The sequence below is a fragment of the Pseudomonas sp. BF-RE-25 genome, assembly GCF_019956105.1.
GTDB lineage: Bacteria > Pseudomonadota > Gammaproteobacteria > Pseudomonadales > Pseudomonadaceae > Aquipseudomonas > Aquipseudomonas migulae.
Map to the genome: position 1 here is coordinate 35,389 of NZ_JAHBDB010000024.1, position 18,781 is coordinate 54,169.

Here is an 18,781-nt window from a genome sequence, read left to right on the forward strand (position 1 = left end):
CTGTCATGACGTTTGAACGCGATCACCGAATCGACTTTTTTCGAGGCCTGGCGCTGATATTCATCTTCTGGGATCACGTGCCTCACAACCCCCTCGGTCAAATCACCCCGCGTAACTTCGGTTTCAGCGATGCCGCGGAAATTTTCGTGTTTCTCGCCGGTTACGCGGCGGTCCTGGCCTACGGAAAAATCTTCCGACGGGACGGTTATCTGATTGCCTGCGTAAAGATTCTGCGCCGCGCCTGGGTGCTCTACGTGGTGCATATTTTCCTGCTGGCGATGCTGATGGGCATCGTGTTCTTCGCCAACAGCCACGTGGAAACGAGGGATCTGGTGGAGGAAATGGGCATGCACCATTTCATCACCAACCCGCAGCAAGCCCTGGTCGATGAACTGCTGCTGCGCTTCAAACCGAACCTCATGGACCCGCTGCCGCTGTACATCGTGCTGCTGGCCGGCTTGCCGCTGGTGCTGCCGATGCTGGTGCGCAAACCGTGGGCGGTGGTGGCCGTGTCGTTGACCGTGTACCTGTTGGCGCCGTGGTTCGGCTGGAACCTGGCGGCCATCAAGGATGGCGTGTGGTACTTCAACCCCGTGGTCTGGCAACTGCTGTTTGTGCTGGGCGGCGCGGCGGCAACTTACGGGCAGCGCCCCCGGTTACCTGACGCGCGCCCGTTGCTGCGCCGGCCGTTATTTGTCAGTGCCGTGGTGTATGTGGTGGTTACCGGCGTGCTGACCGTTTCCTGGCGATGGCCGGAAATCCATGATGCGCTGATGCCTGCGTGGCTGAGCAACCTGTTGTACCCGATCAGCAAGACTGACTTGTCGCCGGTGCGGTTGCTGCACTTTCTGGCGCTGGCGTATGTCACGGCGAAGCTGTTGCCCGATACTGGCTGGACGCAAAACTGGCTGGCGCAGCAAAGTTGTCGCATGGGGCGTTATTCGCTGGAAATCTTTTGCCTCGGCGTGTTGTTGGCGCCGTTGGCGGACATGGTCAATGCCATGACCGACGATGCGTTTGCCATGCAGATATTCACAGCCTTGGTGGGTGCGGGGTTGATGGCGTTGTTGGGGGCCTGGCTGGAGTTCAATAAACGGTTGAACCAGCCGGTCAACAGGTCGCAGCGTTCGGCAGCTGAGCGGATCCCGCTGTAGGAGCTGGCTTGCCAGCGATGGCGGCCTGACAGCCGACCAATCTCTTGCTGGTGTACATATCCGTTTCTGCGGTAACGGCCTCTAATGGTTTCGCCCTTACGGCGAGTCACTTGGAAAAGCCCCAAGTAACCAAGGGCTCTTGCCCCTTTCGTTCGGTGCCTCGCTAAGGCTCGGCATGCCCTCGCTCCGGTCCTGCTCCGTGGGCCCGCCGCCATCGGCCATCCATGGCCGGGGGCGGCTAACCCGGCATCCATGCCGGGTTGCCCACTACGCAGAACCTGCGCTCGGCCTCTCGAGGGGGCGCTCAGATCAAAAGCGGAAGGCGAGCTAACGCTCGGCCTGATGAGTGGTGGAAATCAAAAGCGTACGCGATTCCCTGTAGGAGCCGGCTTGCCGGCGAAAATCGTCTGGACAACGCGTTCATTCAGACAACCCGCGTTATCGTTGACGTCCATCGCCGGCAAGCCGGCTCCTACAAGGGAAATGCGTATGTGTTTAGGTAAATACGATCAACTGTAGGAGCCGGCTCCTACAGGGGAATGCGTACGCTCATTGAGACAGGTCGGCTGGCAGGCCGCCTCGTTTTTGCTTTGCTTTGCTTTGGCTTTTGATTTTGATCTGCCCCGTCGGGAGGCCGAGTGGAGGTTCTGCGCAGTGGGCAACCCGGCATGGATGCCGGGTTAGCCGCCCCCGGCCATGGATGGCCGATGGCGGCGGGCCCACGGAGCAGGACCGGAGCGAGCCACCGTACGTCAGGGGCGCGAGCGCTTGGTTACTTGGCGCTTCTCCAAGTGACTCGCCGTAAGGGCGAAACCAATAGCCGCCGTCACCACAGCAACGGATCTGCCCCCCATCCACCCCCTATGAAGCCGAACGCACCGAACCTTGCGACACACCAGTCGGCTGCAGCTTGAACACATAAAACAACACCGTCAGCAGCACCAAAAACGCCGGCCCCACATACAGCGCCACCCGAGTGTCCGGAAAGTACGCCATCAAACCAACCACCAACACCAAAAACGCCAGTGCCAGATACGAACTGACCGGGTACAACCACATCTTGTATTTCAACCCGGCCCGTTCGCTGGCGCTCAGACCTTTGCGAAACTTGAGCTGAGCCAGCAGGATCATCACCCAAGTCCAGATCGCGCCGAAAGTAGCAATGGCCGTCACCCAGACGAAAACCTTTTCAGGCACCAGGTAATTGAGCAGCACCCCCAGCAACAAGGCGAAAATCGACAGCAGCAGCGCACGACGCGGCACCCCGTTGTTCGACGTCTTGGCAAAACCGGCCGGAGCCTGACCATTCTGCGCCAGGCTGTAGAGCATGCGCCCCGTGCTGAAAATGCCGCCATTGCAGGACGACAGTGCAGCGGTGATCACCACGAAGTTGATGATGCCAGCGGCAGTCTTGATACCCAGACGCTCAAAGGTCATCACGAACGGACTGCCCTGGGTGCCGATTTCATTCCACGGGTAGATCGACAGAATCACAAACAGCGCGCCGACGTAGAACAGCAGAATCCGCCAGAACACCGAGCCGATCGCGTTGGGAATGGTCTTCTGAGGGTTCTTCGCTTCACCGGCGGTCAGGCCGATCATCTCGACGCCGAGGTAGGCGAACATCACCATTTGCAGGGACATCAACACGCCTTGCACGCCGTTCGGCATGAAGCCGCCATGAGCCCAGAGATTGGAAATCCCCAACGCCACGCCGTCGTTGCCGAAACCGAACGCGATCACGCCGACGCCGCCGATCACCATCGCAATGATGGTGACGATCTTGATCAGGGCGAACCAGAATTCGAATTCACCGAAGGCTTTTACTGCGATCAAGTTGATCGAGCCCATGCTGACCAATGCGGCGAGTGCCCAGATCCAGCGCGGGACCTCGGGAAACCAGACGCCCATGTACACCGCCACTGCGGTGATTTCCGCGACACAGGTCACTAGCCACAGGAACCAATAGTTCCAGCCCGTCAGGAACCCCGCCAACGGGCCAAGGTAGTCTTGGGCATAACGGCTGAAGGAGCCGGCGACCGGGTTGTGCACAGCCATTTCGCCGAGGGCGCGCATGATCACCAGGATCGCCAGACCGCCGATGATGTAGGACAGCATGATGGCTGGGCCAGCCATTTCGATGGCCTTGGCCGAACCGAGAAACAGACCGACGCCGATACAGGCACCGAGTGCCATCAAGCGAATATGCCGTTCGCCGAGTTCGCGTTTAAGCGGGCCGCCCTGAGCGGTCTCGCCGTGGGGCAGGTGATTGCCGACTGGCATAGGGGTACAACCTCGTCTTGTTATTGGATATGACCACCGAGTGTCGAAGCGCTGACCGATAAGCCATTGCTTGCCTGAAACCGGACCTGCTTCGTGGGCAGAACCGTCCTGCAGGGCAAAACCCTCCAAGATCAGCGGGACGTGCAGTCTAAAAACCTTCTTGCAGGATATTTCACTCTACAACCCACAATATTCAGCGAGAACTCTCGGTAAAAGCGCGGTTTTTGGAGGTGCATTACCTGACTTTTTGTAGGAATTTTTACCGCTAAAGCGGCGCGGAGTATTGCACAGCATTGGTGCATCGTCATGCCCCTACCTAGGCAGCATTTACGTAGCGATGGCTCTAGTACGGCCCTCCTGTAGGAGCTGGCTTGCTGGCGATGGCGTCCATGAAACCGCCATCGCCAGCAAGCTGGCTCCTACGGATCGGGGCGCTGTCCAAAATATCGGGCTCACCTCCCCCCTGTAGGAGCCAGCTTGCTGGCGATGGCGTCCATGAAACCGCCATCGCCGGCAAGCCGGCTCCTACGGATCGGGGCGCTGTCCAAAATATCGGGCTCACCTCCCCCCTGTAGGAGCCGGCTTGCTGGCGATGGCGCCCATGAAATCGCCATCGCCAGCAAGCTGGCTCCTACAGATCGGGGGCGCGGTCCAAAATATCGGGCTCACCTCCCCCCTGTAGGAGCCGGCTTGCCGGCGATGGCGTCCGTGAAATCGCCATCGCCAACAAGCCAGCCCCCTGCAAAGAGAACATTCGCTCACGCCCCGTCAGGGTGAATATTCGATATCCGGGTGTTCACAATTTTTTCACCGGCAGCATCCACCGTCTAAGCTTCAAACAAGTCCGATCAATCTGCGTGAATGGATCAGTCGACTATGGGCGCGTTATGGCAAACCGATACGAGTAAAACTGTGGTCCCGACTGAACGTGTGGATGAAGCGCCTATCCCCGAAAAACCCCGTCGTAGTCGTACCAAACACGGGTGGAAGGCGTTTTGGTTACTGGTGTTGATTATCCTGATTGCTCTGGGGTTGGCCGCTGCCAGGGAAATGCGTACCTCGAAGTTCCAATCCCGGGAAGCCAGCAAATATGCCGCTACCCTGAGTTACGAACTGAAGCCAGGCCCAAGCGACTCCATTCGCTATCCAGGGGCCGGCCCTTTTGACTTGCGTCTGGGCTACAGCTCTCTAGGTGAATTCCTGCCGCGCCTGATCAAGCGCGACTACGTCGTTGCGGCACAGACCCGCTTTTCCCAACCGTTGATGGACTACACCGACAAAGGCTTTTTCGTGCCCTATGCGGAAAAGATCCAGGCAGGATTGTCGATCACCGATTGCCATGCGGCACCGCTGTATCAGTACAAATACCCGCAGCAGCTCTACTCAAGCTTTGACGCGATTCCGCCGGTGGTGGTCAGCAGTTTGCTGTTCATCGAAAACCGCTTCCTGCTCGACCCTCGTCAGCCCCGGGCCAACCCCGCCGTGGATTGGCCACGCTTCGGCATGGCGGCGTGGTCGCAGGTCGCCAAAATGCTGCACATGCCTGGCCAATCGGCGGGCGGCAGTACCCTCGCGACGCAACTCGAGAAGTATCGACACTCGCCCGACGGCTTGACCGTGTCCGGCGGGGAAAAAATCCGCCAGATGATTTCCGCCAGCGTGCGCGCCTATCAGGCCGGGCCGGAAACGCTTGCGGCGCGCCAGAACGTGGTGCGTGATTACCTCAACAGCGTGCCCCTGTCCGCCGTGCCCGGCCACGGGGAAGTACACGGCATGGCCGAAGGTTTGCGTGTCTGGTACGGCGCCGACTTCAACAAGGCCAACGAACGGCTGGCCAGTACCGACACCGATCCAAAGGCCATGGCGGAAAAAGGCCTGGCCCTGCGTGAGATGCTCTCATTGATGATTGCCCAGCGCCGCCCTTCCCACTACCTGACCAAGGGCCGCGATGAGCTGGCCGACCTCACCGACAGCCACATTCGCCTGTTGGCGCAAAACTTTGTGATCGACGCACCATTCGCCGCCGCCGCATTGGCCAGCAAAGTGACCTATCGCGACTGGCAGACCCAGCCGACCATTCAACCGATCGAAACCAACAAAGGCATCAGCGTGGCGCGCAGTCGCCTGGGCGGGTTGCTCAATCGTCCGCTGTACGACCTCGACCGCCTGGATCTCTCGGCCACCAGCACCCTGCAAGGCGAACTGCAAACCCAGGTCACCGAGTACCTCAAGCACTTGGCCGACCCGGCGTTTGCAACGCAGATCGGTTTGATGGGCGAACGCCTGCTCACGCCCACCAGCACCACGCAAGTGCGCTACAGCTTCACGCTGTTCGAACTGACCCCGGACGGTTCGCGGGTGCGCGTGCAGACCGACAGCACCGACCAGCCATTCGATATCAACGAAGGCAGCAAACTGGAATTGGGCTCCACCGCGAAAATGCGGGTACTGACGACTTATCTGCAAATCATTGCCGAGCTGCACGACAAGTACGCCGAAATGACCGTCCCGGAACTGAAGAAAGTCGACGTCCCGGATCAGGACCGCCTGAGCCGCTGGGCCGTCGATTACCTGATCGAGAACAAGGACCACAACCTGTCGGCCATGCTCAGCGCCGCGCTGGACCGCAAATACTCGGCCAGCCCCGGCGAAGCCTTTTTTACCGGCGGCGGGTTGCATACCTTCGTCAACTTCCGCAAGGAAGACAACGGTCGCATACCGACCTTGCGCGATGCCCTGCGCGAATCGATCAACCTGCCGTTCATTCGGCTGATGCGCGATCTGGTGCGCTACACCACCTACTCCGGCCCGAACAACAGCGCTGCTCTGCTCGGGGACGACCGCGATCCTCGGCGCCAGGAATACCTCGCCGAGTTCGCCGACCGCGAGGGCACTTCGTTCCTGCTGAAGTTCTGGAAGCGCTACAAAAACAAGGACACCCAGGCACGGCTCGAAACCTTCCTCGACAGCATGCGCCCGACCCCGATTCGCATGGCTGCGGTGCATCGCTACCTGTTGCCGCAAGCCAGTCAGGAAAGCTTCAACACCTTCGTGCGCTCGCACCTCTCAGGCGCCAAGCTCACCGAGAAACTCACGGACGAACGCCTGCAACGGCTTTACGAAAATTACAGTCCCGGCATCTACGATTTGCCGGACCAGGGCTTCATCGCCAAGGTCCACCCGCTGGAATTGTGGCTGATCGGTTATTTGTTGAATCATCCTGACGCCAAGTGGAGCGAAATCGTCAAGGCCAGCCAGTTCGAACGCCAGGAAGTCTATAGCTGGCTATTCAAAAGCAAACATAAGGGTGCCCGTGATGGCCGCATCCGCACCATGCTGGAGATCGAGGCGTTCCTCGACATTCACGCGCGCTGGCAGAAAGTCGGCTATCCGTTCGATCACCTGGTGCCCTCGCTGGCCACTGCCATCGGCAGTTCCGGCGACCGACCTGCCGCGTTGGCGGAGCTGATCGGCACCATCCTCAACGACGGCGTGCGCATGCCGACACTGCGTATCGACAGCCTGCATTTCGCGGCGAATACGCCCTATGAAACCAAGCTGATCAACGACCCGGATGTCGGTAAACGGGTGATGCCGTCCGAAGTGGCCACGGCCATGCGCGAGGCCTTGTCGCACGTGGTGGACGCGGGTACGGCCAAACGTGTTTCCGGCAGTTTCATCACCCCCGATGGCAAGCCGCTGGCCATGGGCGGCAAGACCGGGACCGGTGACAACCGCATCGAAGCCATTGGTTCCGGTGGGCGAATCTTGAGTTCGAAGTCGATCAACCGCACGGCCACCTTTGTGTTTTACATCGGTGATAGCCACTTCGGTACGTTGACCGCATTCGTACCCGGACGCACGGCCGAAGCCTTCAAGTTCACCTCGGCCTTACCGGTGCAAGTGCTCAAGGGCATGGCACCGATTCTCACGCCGTATCTGCAACCGGGCACACATACGCAATGCCTGCCCGTGGAGGTCGCACGACGCTGAAAAACGATGGCGGTAAATAACTATTTTCGGCATTGAAAATTCCAATGCTTTGCCGGGAAGAACGCTTTCCAAGCAGCGGGAATTCAGACTTTTACTTTGAACCTCGGGCGTTAGGCTGGTCACTCCACTTAATGCTCAAGGTTTATTGAAAGCATGACTGACTTACACGGACGTATATCAGCGTTACCGTCACCCGTGGCCAACGACAATAAAGGTCACCATTACGCGTTCATCAAGAACCGTACCCACCCCGTTTTCAAAGACGCTTCAGTGCGACGGGTTCATGAACTGAGCCGCACACAAACGGCGTCAGGGCGATGGATACAGAGCGCCAGAGATTTCGACCACACGCCGATACAAGAAGCCAATCTTGAACTCTGGTCCACGCAGAATGCAGTCGACCGGTTCATGGATGAAGTGCAGGACGTTTACACGTTCGCCGAACCGTTACTCACCGATGCACTGCAAAAAAAATTCAACGTCGATGTCGATGTCACCCGCACGTTCCTGCATCTGTACTTACCCAAAGCACGCCCGTGGTATGTCTTCGACGTCTCCGGCGGTGTTGTTACCCGAACCGTCTCATTGCTGGACGCCGCCCTGCACAACTTCGCGCGTCACGAAACCTGCGAACCGGACTCGGACTTCATCAGCCAACCCGATGCGCGCGGGCACTTCGACGTCCTGCCGATCAAACGCAAAATGTCCATTGCCCAATTCCAGAACCTCTGCCGAGAACTGGACATCGGCGCGCGCTACACGAAATACCTCGAAGAACAGTTGCTGCCCAGTGACGGCCTCGCCCAAGGTTTTTTGAAGTTAAAAATCGTCGAGAGCGAGAAAGCCGCGTTCAAAGCCGCCGTTCAATTGGCTGTTTTGAAGGGCGACATCGACGCCGAGGCCAGTGACCTGATCCTGAGCATGCTCGATGGCCAGCGCAACCTCACCCGCAAAGGCCGGGTGATGCAATTCGCCGAACTGTCGATTCTCGACAGCCAACTGAGCGGAATCGTGTTGATCACAGCCAGGCCGGAACAACACATCCGTGAGGTGACGCCGGTGATTGTTTACGTCCCGCAGGACCCAGAACACCCGCTGAAAGAGTACCCCTCGACCGTCGCGTTCATGAATGAACTGACGCGCCAGCTGCGCGACAACAACGTGGTTTCATCCACCGGCATGACCTACCAACAGTATTTCAGCCGGTTCGTCGATCAATCGGAGCGCGGGCATTTTTTCGGCGGGCTACAACAACGGTTGTTCGAGGTGAAATGGCATCAGAAAGCGCCGCTGGACCAGGGACCGAGCTGGCGGGAAGTACCGGTCGACAACCCCAATCTGCATTTCAAAGCCGCACCGATCCCCGGCGAACTCTGGGAATACCTCTTTCAGCAGAAGCTCAACAAGGTGCTGAACGACGCCCGGCACATTGCCGTGTCCACCGCCGATAGCAATAGCAATGCCCGATGGGCCTGGTGGGACAACTTCAAGAAAATAGTCTCGGACATCTTCAACGTCGCGCTGATGGTCATCACGCCGTTCGTTCCGGGGCTGGGTGAATTGATGATGGTCTACACGGCGTATCAGATGGCCAGTGACGTCATCGAAGGCATCGTCGATATGACCATGGGGCTGTGGACCGAAGCTGCCGAACACGTCATCGGCGTGGTGACCGACGTCATTCAGTTGGTGGCGTTCGCCGCCGGGGTGAAGATTGGCAACGTTGCGCGCCTGAAGCTTTCGCCGCTGATCGAAGGCATGAAACCGGTGAGTCTGCCCAATGGCGAGCCAAGACTGTGGCATCCCGATCTCAAGCCTTATGAGAGGCCGGATGTAAAACTACCCGCTGAAGCCAAACCTGACGCACTGGGACTTCATGCCCACGAAGGCCAGGACATTTTGCCGCTGGATGACAAACACTACGCCGTGCAAAAGGCCCCACAAACCGGCAACTACCGCGTCCAGCATCCGCACCGCGACAACGCCTATTTACCCGAGTTGAAACATAACGGCCAGGGCGCCTGGACCCACGAAGCCGAAAACCCGCGAGCGTGGCAGCGCCCGACGTTGATGCGTCGCCTCGGCCATTCCGTGGACGGTTTCAGCGACGCAGAACTGGACAATGTGCGCATCGCCAGCGGCACCGACGACGCTGCGCTGCGCCGGATGTACGTCGACAACACAGCCCCGCCACCGCTACTGGAAGACAGCCTCACACGCTTGAAAATCCAGCACCAGACCCGCGAGGCCATTGAACGGATTCGAACCGGTCAACCTCTGGACCCTGCCTCCTGGTGGTTTGAACCCCTGGCGACTTACCTGGACGGCTGGCCTGTGGATAAGGCCCTGAAGGTTTACGAAGACGCCGACATGACGGGACGCTTTCGCCAGTACGGCAATCCCGAGGCGAGCGAGGCGCAGACGCTGTCCACCAGCCAGTCGCAGCTCATGAGCGAGCAGTTTGCGCCGAGGCTTGTCGAGTTCCTCGGCGAAGAAGAGCTGCAAGCGATGCTCGGTCGGTCAACCGCCAAAAGTGAACAGGTGCAAGCCCTGCGCAATCGACTGGCGGACGAAGCCAATCGACTGAACGCAGACATCGTCAATCAGCTTTACCAAGGTGCAGAAGCGTCCGACGCCCCACAGGTCCGACTCATTCGCCAGACATTCCCCGAGCTGCCGACCCGCGCGGCACAGACGCTGCTGAACAGTTCCGACGTGGCCGACCTCATGCGCATGAATCAGGAGCAACGCCTGCCGTTGAACCTCAAGAGCCGCGCCCGTGAAGCCGCCTTCGAAGCCCGGACCAACCATGCGTACGAGGGTTTTCATGACGGCGCGCAGTGGGTGGCGCAAACCGAAAGCCTGGTGCTGAATGCACTGAGGATTCATACCGACACCTTCGCGCAACTGCGTATCGAGGTGCGTGAAGGCAACGATGCCGGGCCACTGCGCGGCAGCGTGGGGGCACGTGACGCGGCGACGGTGCGGGTGCTGGTCAAGGATGAGGCCAACCGGTTCGAAGTCTGGGACGCCGACAACCACAAGCTGCACGACGCCGCTGATTTTTTCGAAGCCGTGCTCACGGCGTTGCCGAAAAACAAACAGGCGCAGTTGGGCTATCGGCCAGGCCAGGGGGCGTTTTTCAAGCAATGGGTCATGGCCAAGACCGAGACCCCGGCCGAACGCCGCACCGCGCTCGCCGCACCACCGATCCGCCCGATGGCGAACCACGAAGACCTGATGCTGTTGCGTGGTCCCGGTTTCTCCACAACCGCCGCCACGCTCACCGACCGGGTGCAGGATTTGTACCCGCACTTCAACGAACGAGAGGTCGACACCTTCGTTCGATCCCTGGGTTCGCAAGAGCAAGGGCATCAGACACTGACGAGGCTTGACCGAGAGCGGTATGACCTGCGCAAGTTGCTCAACCGGTGGCAATATCAGCAACCCGATACGTGGGGGGTCGACCGACAGGGGTTCGTGCGCGGTGGCGGGCTGCACATTGCCGAGCGGCTCATCGATTGTTTCTCAAGAAAACCCACCGTGTTCGGTGAGCGCAGCACCATGGTCGACGGCGGTTATGCGCTGGACCTGTCGGTAGAGTTCGATGTGCCCGACCTCGAGCGCTGGTGGAAGGAACTGCCGCCGGATATCAAACACTACGTCGATCAGATCAGCACGCTGAATCTGGACCGCTCGAACGTCTCCGAAAACGCCTCTGGCCTGTTGGGCGACTTCCCTCATCTGCGGCAACTGAGCGCCCGCAGTTGCGGGTTGACGCGACTCCCCGCCACCATCGGCAAGATGCATTACCTGCGGACGTTGCGGCTGATGAACAATGACATCACGTTGACCCAGTCGTCCGTCGAGCAATTGCGAAACCTGACCCACCTGGAAACGATCAGGCTCGATGACAATAAGCAACTGGGCATGCTTCCGAACGTCGGGCGCATGCCCAAACTGAGAATCCTGAGTTTGAGCAACACAGGGGCAACCACCTGGCCTGATAGCCTGTTCGGGCCCTTCAGCAAACGTCGACCGCGGGGCTTCTTTCTGGATTTGCAGGAGAACCCGATCAGCGTCATTCCAACTGTCGTGCCTGGCTCGGAGGAGGCCTTCCTCGTGGCGCGGACCCGCTTGTTTCCAAAGAGTCTTTCGCAGGAAAACCTGATCACGTTCAAAGCCTATCGACGTTCGGTCGGCTTCGCACCCGACCAGATCTATGCCGAGGCTGCTGCTGACGCGATGCACCAGTGGCCGACGAAGGATGACTCTGTGTGGTGGAGTGCCGAGGTCGGGGGGCTGGGCACTTTCCGCGAGGACGCCTGGCACGATTTGATGACCGAACCTGGCTCCGAAGATTTTTTTGCCTTGATCGAGAAACAGACACGCTCCGCCGATTACCGGGCCGGCGGTGAATTGCGCCAACAACTGAGCAGTCGAGTCTGGCGCATGGTCGAAGCCATTGATGTGGACACTCCTTTGCGCAACGAACTGTTCGAAATGGCCAAGGCGCCCACCACCTGCGCCGATGCCGGGGCGCAGGTGTTCAACCACATGGGCATCAAGGTGCTCGCCTCCGAAGCCTATGCCTTGTCGACGTCCAATGCCGTCCTTGAAAACAGACTGGTGACCCTGGCAAAAGGCGCCGCTCGCCTCGCACGCGTGGATGACATTGCCCGTGCCGATTTTGGCGGCCGTGAAGGCACTCCCGATGAGGTGGAGGTTTACCTCGCCTACGAAACCGGCCTGGCTCAACGCCTCGGTTTGCCGTGGCAATCGGAGTCGATGCTGCATCGTCCCTTGGCCGGCGTGAGCGCCAAAACCCTCGACACCGCCTTCGATACGGTGATGGCGATGGAGGCCGGTGACGGGTTGATCAACGACATGCTCGAACAGCCGTTCTGGGAGAAATACTTGCGTGACACTTACCCGAACGAGTTCAGGCGCAATACCCGGCTGTACGAAACCCAAAGCGACTTGCTGGATGAGTTGCGCGATGCCCAGCACGCCTGGGCCCGCTCCAAAGGCCAGCAGATTGCGCAACGACGGGCACTCAAACAACGTCTGCAAGACCTCGCCCGGCGACTGGGTGTCGATGACAGAGTGGTGCTCACCGATGAAGACATGAGCGATGAGGTCTACGGCCGATTGCTTCACGACATGGGCTACGAAGAAAAAGAGCTGAGCAGAAAGCTGACCCGCGCAGCATTGCAAAAAGCCGCAGAGCAATAATCGGGCAACCCTGATGCATCGGGTAATGCATCAGGGTTCAACCCTTAACCCACTTCCGAATCCCAGATGACGGTGACAAGGCCGGAGTAGGATCGGGCGACACCGGGTTTGAGCATTTCGCCGACTTCGTCTTGGGCAATCTCGAAGTGCAACGCTCCCGGCTTGCGATCGACATAAAAGCGTGGCTGGAACAACTCGGTGCCACTGCCGTCGCGCCGCAACGGCCGGCGATTGACCGGTTGCGCGGCGGCATCCACCAGGCCACTGGGCAGGGTCACGCTGACATCGAGCGGCACGACATGGCCTGAAACCGGGTCGCGCACCGAACAACGGTTGCCATCCAGGCTGTACTGGCAATCGAGGTTCATCTTGAAACGGCTCGACGAAGACACATTGAACGTCTGATCCCGGAACAGCCGTGTGGGCTTGCGTCCCTGCGTCAGCCAGGCCTGCCAGCCGCCCTGCGGGACCAGTTCGACGCGATTGCCACCGGGGGGAATCTCCACTTTGAGCGCATGTTCGACGCTTAGAGTGAAATTAAGGCTTATCAAATCGTCATCAGGCAACATGATATCGCCCATATCAAAATCGCCAAGAGGACCCACGACGTAATTCAAAATGCCCTTGTAAGTCCCCGACGACATCTGCAAGGGATTAGGCGTCGCTAGCTCGTATGAAAAGCTCATATTTTCATAGGCAAAACCATAGTCTTGCGTTATCGGCAACTGGGCTTGCTTCGAACAAACACCTCCATCCGCCGGGATCCTCCAGAAAAAAGCGAAATAATTGGCGTTGCCGTAGCTCGTTCCGCCCCTGACACACGGTGGCGACGGATACCCCCAGTGAGCGATCCAGGTGCTGGCGTGAAGAGGTGTCTTGATCGTATAGGCCGCCCCGATTCCGCTGAATCGCATTCTGACCGTCGCAGACTCACCCGTTTCATCATGAATGACCGTCGTGTCCTTCCATGAGGACGGAAGCCGAAACATAGGCCCCTGGCGTTCTTCGTGCAAAGCCTGAATGGGAGCGATAGCCCTGAACCGGATCGGCACCCCAATACTGAATACTCCCGGCGCACAGTACGTTGGGTGCTCCTTGCAATGACCGCCTTGCGGTGTGGTGTTCTGGAAAGCGTTGCGCATGGGGTTCGCCGGATCAGGTCGAAACACGGCACTCATTTCCAGGGTGACTGCGAAAGCCGAACCCGTAGCCCCAAAAACCACGCTCACCAGGACAAGCAAGATTAACGATCGCAACCGTTTGGATGACTTCATCATTACAAACTCCACCGCCCTATTAGCACCACGCCAGCACTTTCCCGGCATAAACAAACGAAAACATCTGCTGCGACAAAATCAAACATCTATGCCCCCGGCAACACTGCGTTGAAAAGCAAATTGACGCTGCCGAAATAACTGCCCGGTTTATAAACCCCATCGACAGGCGGCACCGGCGCGATCTCCAGCAACACACGTTTACCCGGCGCGGCCTCGCTCATCGACACCACCTCGCTACTCTCCAGCTCACTCAATAACTTGCCGTTGAACAGCACACGCAAACCAATGTCATGGGCCGGCGTCCCGTTGGACAGGTAAGGCCGGCCCTCAAGCCTGGCTTCGATGGAGCCGGCTTCATTCTTCACATCGAAATACTTGCGCAAGCCGCCCAAGGTCGAGGTCGCCAGATTCCACGGCAATTGCTGTTCGCGATGAATCCAGCCTGAGTCTGCGGGAATGACATAGAACGCCTGGCTCGGAATCGTCACGAACACGTCGAAGTGGTGCACTTCGCGGGCGGCAAACGCTGAATGGCAGGCCATTGCGGACACCATCAGAACCATCAGTTTTTTGAACATGGTCATCAGCCCTTCACATCGAGCTTCTTGCTGCTCTCGCCTTCAACCAGTGTGAAGCGGTATTCGCGACCGGCCTGTTTCTCGAACTGAAAACTGCGGCCCGCGAGGATGTGATGCTTGGTGGTCGGCATACAGTCCTGCTCGTTCTTGACTGCGCAATCCTTGAACTCATCGATCACCACCACGGTGTTGCCGTCGTTGCGGATGCGGTAATCCTTCGCGCCGTTCTCGATCACGCTGGCGTAACGCGCGTCCTTGGGCCGGACGAAAAACACCGCGCCATACCCGGCCAGCACCGTAACCCCGGCGGAGAGGGTTTTCTTGTATTCCTCACGCTCTTCACCGGAGACCGCGAACTCGTCTTCTTTCTCCGGCACCACCGGCACGAAACGCACGCGGAAATAACGCTCGCGGTCACGCTCGCCCATGTACAGCAACCGCGTGCCTTGCATGCCACTGGCAGGCACAATCAGCCGCGCCGGGCTGGCCATCAAGCCGTCCCGGGCGCTGCCGTCGGCACTGGATTTGAGCGGTACTTCCTGCGACTTTCCGTCAGCGTCGTAAAGGATTTCCAGGATGTTGACCTTGACGAAAGCGGTGCTGTCGCCGCCATTGAAGACGCGCTTCAAATAGGTACTTTTATCGCCGTCCAGGTAATCGTAAACCGTGCCGATATTGATGCTCGGCCCGGCGTGTGCCGTCTGCGTGAACAAACAAAAACCAATCAGTGCCAACCGACGTTTCATCGTCATTTACCTCGTAGATAAACTGCGTATTGCCGGGCATCAGCCTGCCGTCGGCGTCTCTGTCGTTGCGTCCGCCAACGTATCCGGCGTGCAACGCAGGTCGCCGATCATCAGCACATTGTTTTCCGTGCGGCCACGGCTCGGGTCGAGCCGGAACTGGCACAGCAACTGGTTGCCGTGGCGCACTTCCAGGGTCGGTGAACCGGCGTTCATTTCCATGGAGAAGAAGCCGTCCACTTCACTGACCCCGCGACTGGCGTGGTTGATGATGTGGTGGCCCTTGAGCGGGCTGCCCTGGTAGTCCACCAGGCGACCGAGCACGGTGAGGGTTCTCATCACGCGAACCTGGCGATACTCGACGCCGCCCTTGTTCAGGTGATAGCTGGAACGGGCCGGCTGGATGGTCGCGGCCGGCACGTGATTGCCCTCGAAATCGAAACTGACCGAACTGCTTTTGTAGGCAGTGATCGGCACGAAATTGCGCCCCGGTCTGAGCACCGCGCTGCCACCGCTCAAATCGTCGGCACGCAGGGCAATGTCGTCGATGTCCGATTCGACATCGATGATCATGCCCGCACCGTTGCGGTGGTACTGGCTGGTCACGACCATTTTTTGCCCGCCGACGGCGACGGTGCTGTCGAGGTTCAAGCCACCGGTGAAGTCGTTGTTGAATGAGGAGCGCTGGATAAAACCGTCAGCGTTGACCCGCTCCGATTGCATCGTCGCCATCGCGTTCATGCCGATGCCATAGGTGTCGGTGATGGCCGTGGCGGAAACGCTTTGCAGCAGGTGATCCTGCAAGTCTTTGCGGTAGGTGACCGAGGCATTGTTATCGCGTCCGCCGTCGCGATCGGTGCGGGTGCCGATGCTGCCGGAGATCTGTTCGCCCGGCCCGCCCAGGGCGATGTTGACGCTCAGGTCGACGCCACGGTTGCGGTCATTGCCCGAGCTGAAACTGCCCGGCCTGTCGAACAGCGACAAGCGCCAGTTGGCGTCGCTGCCGAACAATCGGCCGCGCTGGCTCCAGCCCAGATCCACGCCGACGCCTTCGGTGTTGCCCTCGCTGTGGGACACCCTGGCATTGACCGAGCTTTTGCTGGTGAGCCGATGGTTCAGCGACAACGACGAGTTGCTGGTCTGGCCGATAAACACGTTGCGCTGTCGTACTCGCGTGCCATCCGGCAGCGTGTCGTAGAGCCGGGTGGTGTCGAGCCAGCTGCGGTTGTGGCTGGCGACGATGCTGCCGCTGCCATAGGAGTAAAGCCCCTGCACGTCGAGGCCGGTGCCATAGTCCTCGGTCTTGTAGACGTTGGCATAGACGCTGGCATTGTTGACGACCGCCCAATCGACCGAGGTGCCATATTGCAGGCTGTCACGCACCTGTCGACCCGACAGGCCGAGGATGACACGCGGGTGCAGCAGAAAGTTGAAGGCGGCACCGGCCGTCATGTCGCCGTCGTTCTGATCGTCCCAGTTGCTGAGAAATTTGGATTCACGCCCGGCGAACAGGTTGTAGCGCCATTGCTCGTCGTGGTTGCGCCAGTTGTTCGGTTTGTAGACCAGCTCCTGGGTACTGGAGGTGATCTGGCCGTCTTCGATCAGGCGCACTTCCACTTCATAGATGCCTCCGGGTAACGGCCGCGTGTCGAGGGTTTGCAGGCCTGCGGGCATCGCCTGCGTATTGATCAGCAAACCGTCGCGGTAGATCTCCACCGAGCCCTGGCGATTGGCGGTGACGTAGATCGGGTAGACCGCCGGTGTCGGCTGGTTGATGGCCAGGCTGTCGGAGCTGCCGTACATCAAACCCAGCGCCGTGTCGGGACTCGCGCCGAAGGAGCGCGGTTGGCGAGTCAGCCCTTCGGAGGTCGGGGTGAAATAACCCAGGCGTACAAAGTTGCCTTCCAGTTCACGCTGGGTATAGAGCTCATGCACGGCGTGATAGGTCTGGTTATCCACACCGCCCAGTCGCGACAGTTGCAGGTTCACCGCTTGAGTCCAGTTACCCAGGCTGCTGCTGGCTTCAAGACCATAGCGCCCGCCCAGGTCCTGGTTTTGCCCGCCGTTGAGGTTCAACTGGTTGCGCACGATCAACCCGGTGCTGCCGCCTTCGGGCTGGTTGTAATAACGCTGGACCTGATCGTCGCGCTCGGCGTTTTCCGTGAGGATCGACACCAGCGAGTTTTCCAGGCTGTAGTGCACGGCCAATAGCGACTTGGGGCATTTCGCCTCGCAGTTGCCCAGCGCCACGCCTTGTTTCAAATAGCTAGACCAGGTGTCGCGTTCACTGGCTTTGATCGTGCTGTCGCTGACATCGGTAAAGTCAACGAGGGTGATGCGGTCGTCGCGGGTTAACACGACCATCGCCTCCCCCAGAAATTGTTGATCAAGTTCCACGCGCACCGCCAACGGTACATCGAAGAAATGCTCTTCGAACTCGCTCGGCAAACCCTTGGCCTGCGCCAGCAAACTTCGAGGTGTATGGCCGTTATCCGCTGGCGCGGCCAGGGCAGTTGCGCAAAAACACAAGGCAAGCGCCGTCGCGATGGGAGTCATCGGGAACATGAAAGAAATACTCTGTGGATAAAGACGGTGAAACCCGATCGACAGGGATTACGGCCCTATCGATCGGTGCGCGTTATCAAGCAAGAACTTGCTGACAGAACGCTGTCATTCAGATGCGCGGAATGGCATCAAACATGACGACGGGATTGGCGGTGTAAACACCCACCTGATTGTTGCCCGGCTTGTCGGCCGTAATCACCAGGTCTGCGCGCATGCCACCGTTGGACTCGGTATCGCCGACCACTTCCTGCGAATCGGCAGTCAGTACGGTGCCGTTGAAGGTGTAGGTCAGCGGAATGTTCAAGGTCGCATTACCGTTGAACAGCGGCGTCGGGCCACCGACGACGTAAGCGCCCACCGAGCCGTTGGTGTGCTGGATATCGTAGGTGCCACGGACCTCCGACAGGGTGCCGGCGCCAATTTGGTATTGCATTCTTTCGTCTTTACCGAAGTCCAGGTCCACGGGTTGAGCGTGAAACACTTTGCTCGGGATTTCCGCAGTGATGTTGATGGAGGTGCGCGACTCATCCGCAGCGAACGCCATCGAAGCACTCAGGGCCAGGAGGGTCATCGGAACGGCGATTGCAAACTTCTTGAACATTGTTTAGTACCTGTCTTTTTCAAAGGATTGGTCCGTGGAAAGCGTGAATCGTCCCTATCGCCGGTTTAAATGGTGGCAATTTGGCTCAACTTTCGACGGAGAGAATGATCGGCCAATTACCTGAGAAAGTAAGTACGTAACTTCCGAAGAACTTGTAGTAACAACCGCCCACGAGCAAGTAGAAAAAATCTATAAAATCAATAATTAAACCGTTCACCCGACAGAAACATACTACAAACAGTTTTAACGAAAAAAGCACACAGCCAAACTAAATACAGTCTCTGTAAGATAAAGACTACTTAGGCTTAATTATTAATAATCACTCTCTGTTAGTTACACATAATTAGATTAA

General features: G+C 58.7%; 9 protein-coding genes. 3 read left to right on the forward strand and 6 right to left on the reverse strand.

Annotated elements, in window-relative coordinates; all coding sequences use genetic code 11:
• The first annotated feature begins 5 nt into the window (after positions 1–5).
• Entirely contained in the window at positions 6–1,154 is a 1,149-nt protein-coding gene (locus KGB24_RS13060; protein WP_223415991.1) for an OpgC family protein, read from the forward strand.
• 861 nt (positions 1,155–2,015) lie between these two features.
• Here the strand turns inward: KGB24_RS13060 and KGB24_RS13065 are convergent.
• Positions 2,016–3,437, reverse strand: a complete 1,422-nt coding sequence (locus KGB24_RS13065; RefSeq protein WP_223416561.1) for an amino acid permease — start codon at positions 3,435–3,437, stop codon at positions 2,016–2,018.
• Between the two features lie 876 nt (positions 3,438–4,313).
• Between KGB24_RS13065 and KGB24_RS13070 the strand changes: the two genes are divergently transcribed.
• Together KGB24_RS13070 and KGB24_RS13075 are read left to right on the forward strand one after the other, a co-directional pair.
• The gene (locus tag KGB24_RS13070; protein ID WP_008043448.1) at positions 4,314–7,430 is read left to right on the forward strand and encodes a transglycosylase domain-containing protein; all 3,117 of its coding nucleotides are present in this window, start codon (positions 4,314–4,316) and stop codon (positions 7,428–7,430) included.
• 153 nt (positions 7,431–7,583) lie between these two features.
• On the forward strand, positions 7,584–12,665 hold the full coding sequence (locus KGB24_RS13075; protein ID WP_223416562.1) for an NEL-type E3 ubiquitin ligase domain-containing protein: 5,082 nt from the start codon (positions 7,584–7,586) through the stop codon (positions 12,663–12,665).
• A 44-nt stretch (positions 12,666–12,709) separates the two neighbouring features.
• On the opposite strand, the gene KGB24_RS13080 is transcribed toward KGB24_RS13075, so the two are convergent.
• From KGB24_RS13080 to KGB24_RS13100, 5 genes are all read right to left on the reverse strand, one after another.
• Positions 12,710–13,942, reverse strand: coding sequence for a hypothetical protein (locus tag KGB24_RS13080; protein ID WP_223416564.1), 1,233 nt, complete (start codon positions 13,940–13,942; stop codon positions 12,710–12,712).
• Between the two features lie 86 nt (positions 13,943–14,028).
• Complete coding sequence (locus KGB24_RS13085; protein ID WP_223416573.1) at positions 14,029–14,520, reverse strand: CS1 type fimbrial major subunit; 492 nt, start codon at positions 14,518–14,520, stop codon at positions 14,029–14,031.
• Between the two features lie 5 nt (positions 14,521–14,525).
• The gene (locus KGB24_RS13090; RefSeq protein WP_223416565.1) at positions 14,526–15,266 is read right to left on the reverse strand and encodes a molecular chaperone; all 741 of its coding nucleotides are present in this window, start codon (positions 15,264–15,266) and stop codon (positions 14,526–14,528) included.
• A gap of 39 nt (positions 15,267–15,305) precedes the next feature.
• Positions 15,306–17,828 carry a CS1-pili formation C-terminal domain-containing protein gene (locus tag KGB24_RS13095; RefSeq protein WP_223416567.1) on the reverse strand — a complete coding sequence of 841 codons (2,523 nt, stop codon included), beginning with the start codon at positions 17,826–17,828 and terminating at the stop codon, positions 15,306–15,308.
• A gap of 109 nt (positions 17,829–17,937) precedes the next feature.
• A complete protein-coding gene (locus tag KGB24_RS13100) occupies positions 17,938–18,429 on the reverse strand; it encodes a CS1 type fimbrial major subunit (protein ID WP_223416569.1) in 492 nt (163 codons plus the stop codon).
• Positions 18,430–18,781 lie beyond the last annotated feature (352 nt).

Bases quoted from the DNA above. Each gene is read 5' to 3' on its own strand.
- KGB24_RS13100 (WP_223416569.1), bottom strand. From the start codon at position 18,429: ATGTTCAAGAAGTTTGCAATCGCCGTTCCGATGACCCTCCTGGCCCTG.
- KGB24_RS13080 (WP_223416564.1), bottom strand. From the start codon at position 13,942: ATGATGAAGTCATCCAAACGGTTGCGATCGTTAATCTTGCTTGTCCTG.
- KGB24_RS13095 (WP_223416567.1), bottom strand. From the start codon at position 17,828: ATGTTCCCGATGACTCCCATCGCGACGGCGCTTGCCTTGTGTTTTTGC.
- KGB24_RS13090 (WP_223416565.1), bottom strand. From the start codon at position 15,266: ATGAAACGTCGGTTGGCACTGATTGGTTTTTGTTTGTTCACGCAGACG.
- KGB24_RS13065 (WP_223416561.1), bottom strand. From the start codon at position 3,437: ATGCCAGTCGGCAATCACCTGCCCCACGGCGAGACCGCTCAGGGCGGC.
- KGB24_RS13085 (WP_223416573.1), bottom strand. From the start codon at position 14,520: ATGTTCAAAAAACTGATGGTTCTGATGGTGTCCGCAATGGCCTGCCAT.
- KGB24_RS13075 (WP_223416562.1), top strand. From the start codon at position 7,584: ATGACTGACTTACACGGACGTATATCAGCGTTACCGTCACCCGTGGCC.
- KGB24_RS13070 (WP_008043448.1), top strand. From the start codon at position 4,314: ATGGGCGCGTTATGGCAAACCGATACGAGTAAAACTGTGGTCCCGACT.
- KGB24_RS13060 (WP_223415991.1), top strand. From the start codon at position 6: ATGACGTTTGAACGCGATCACCGAATCGACTTTTTTCGAGGCCTGGCG.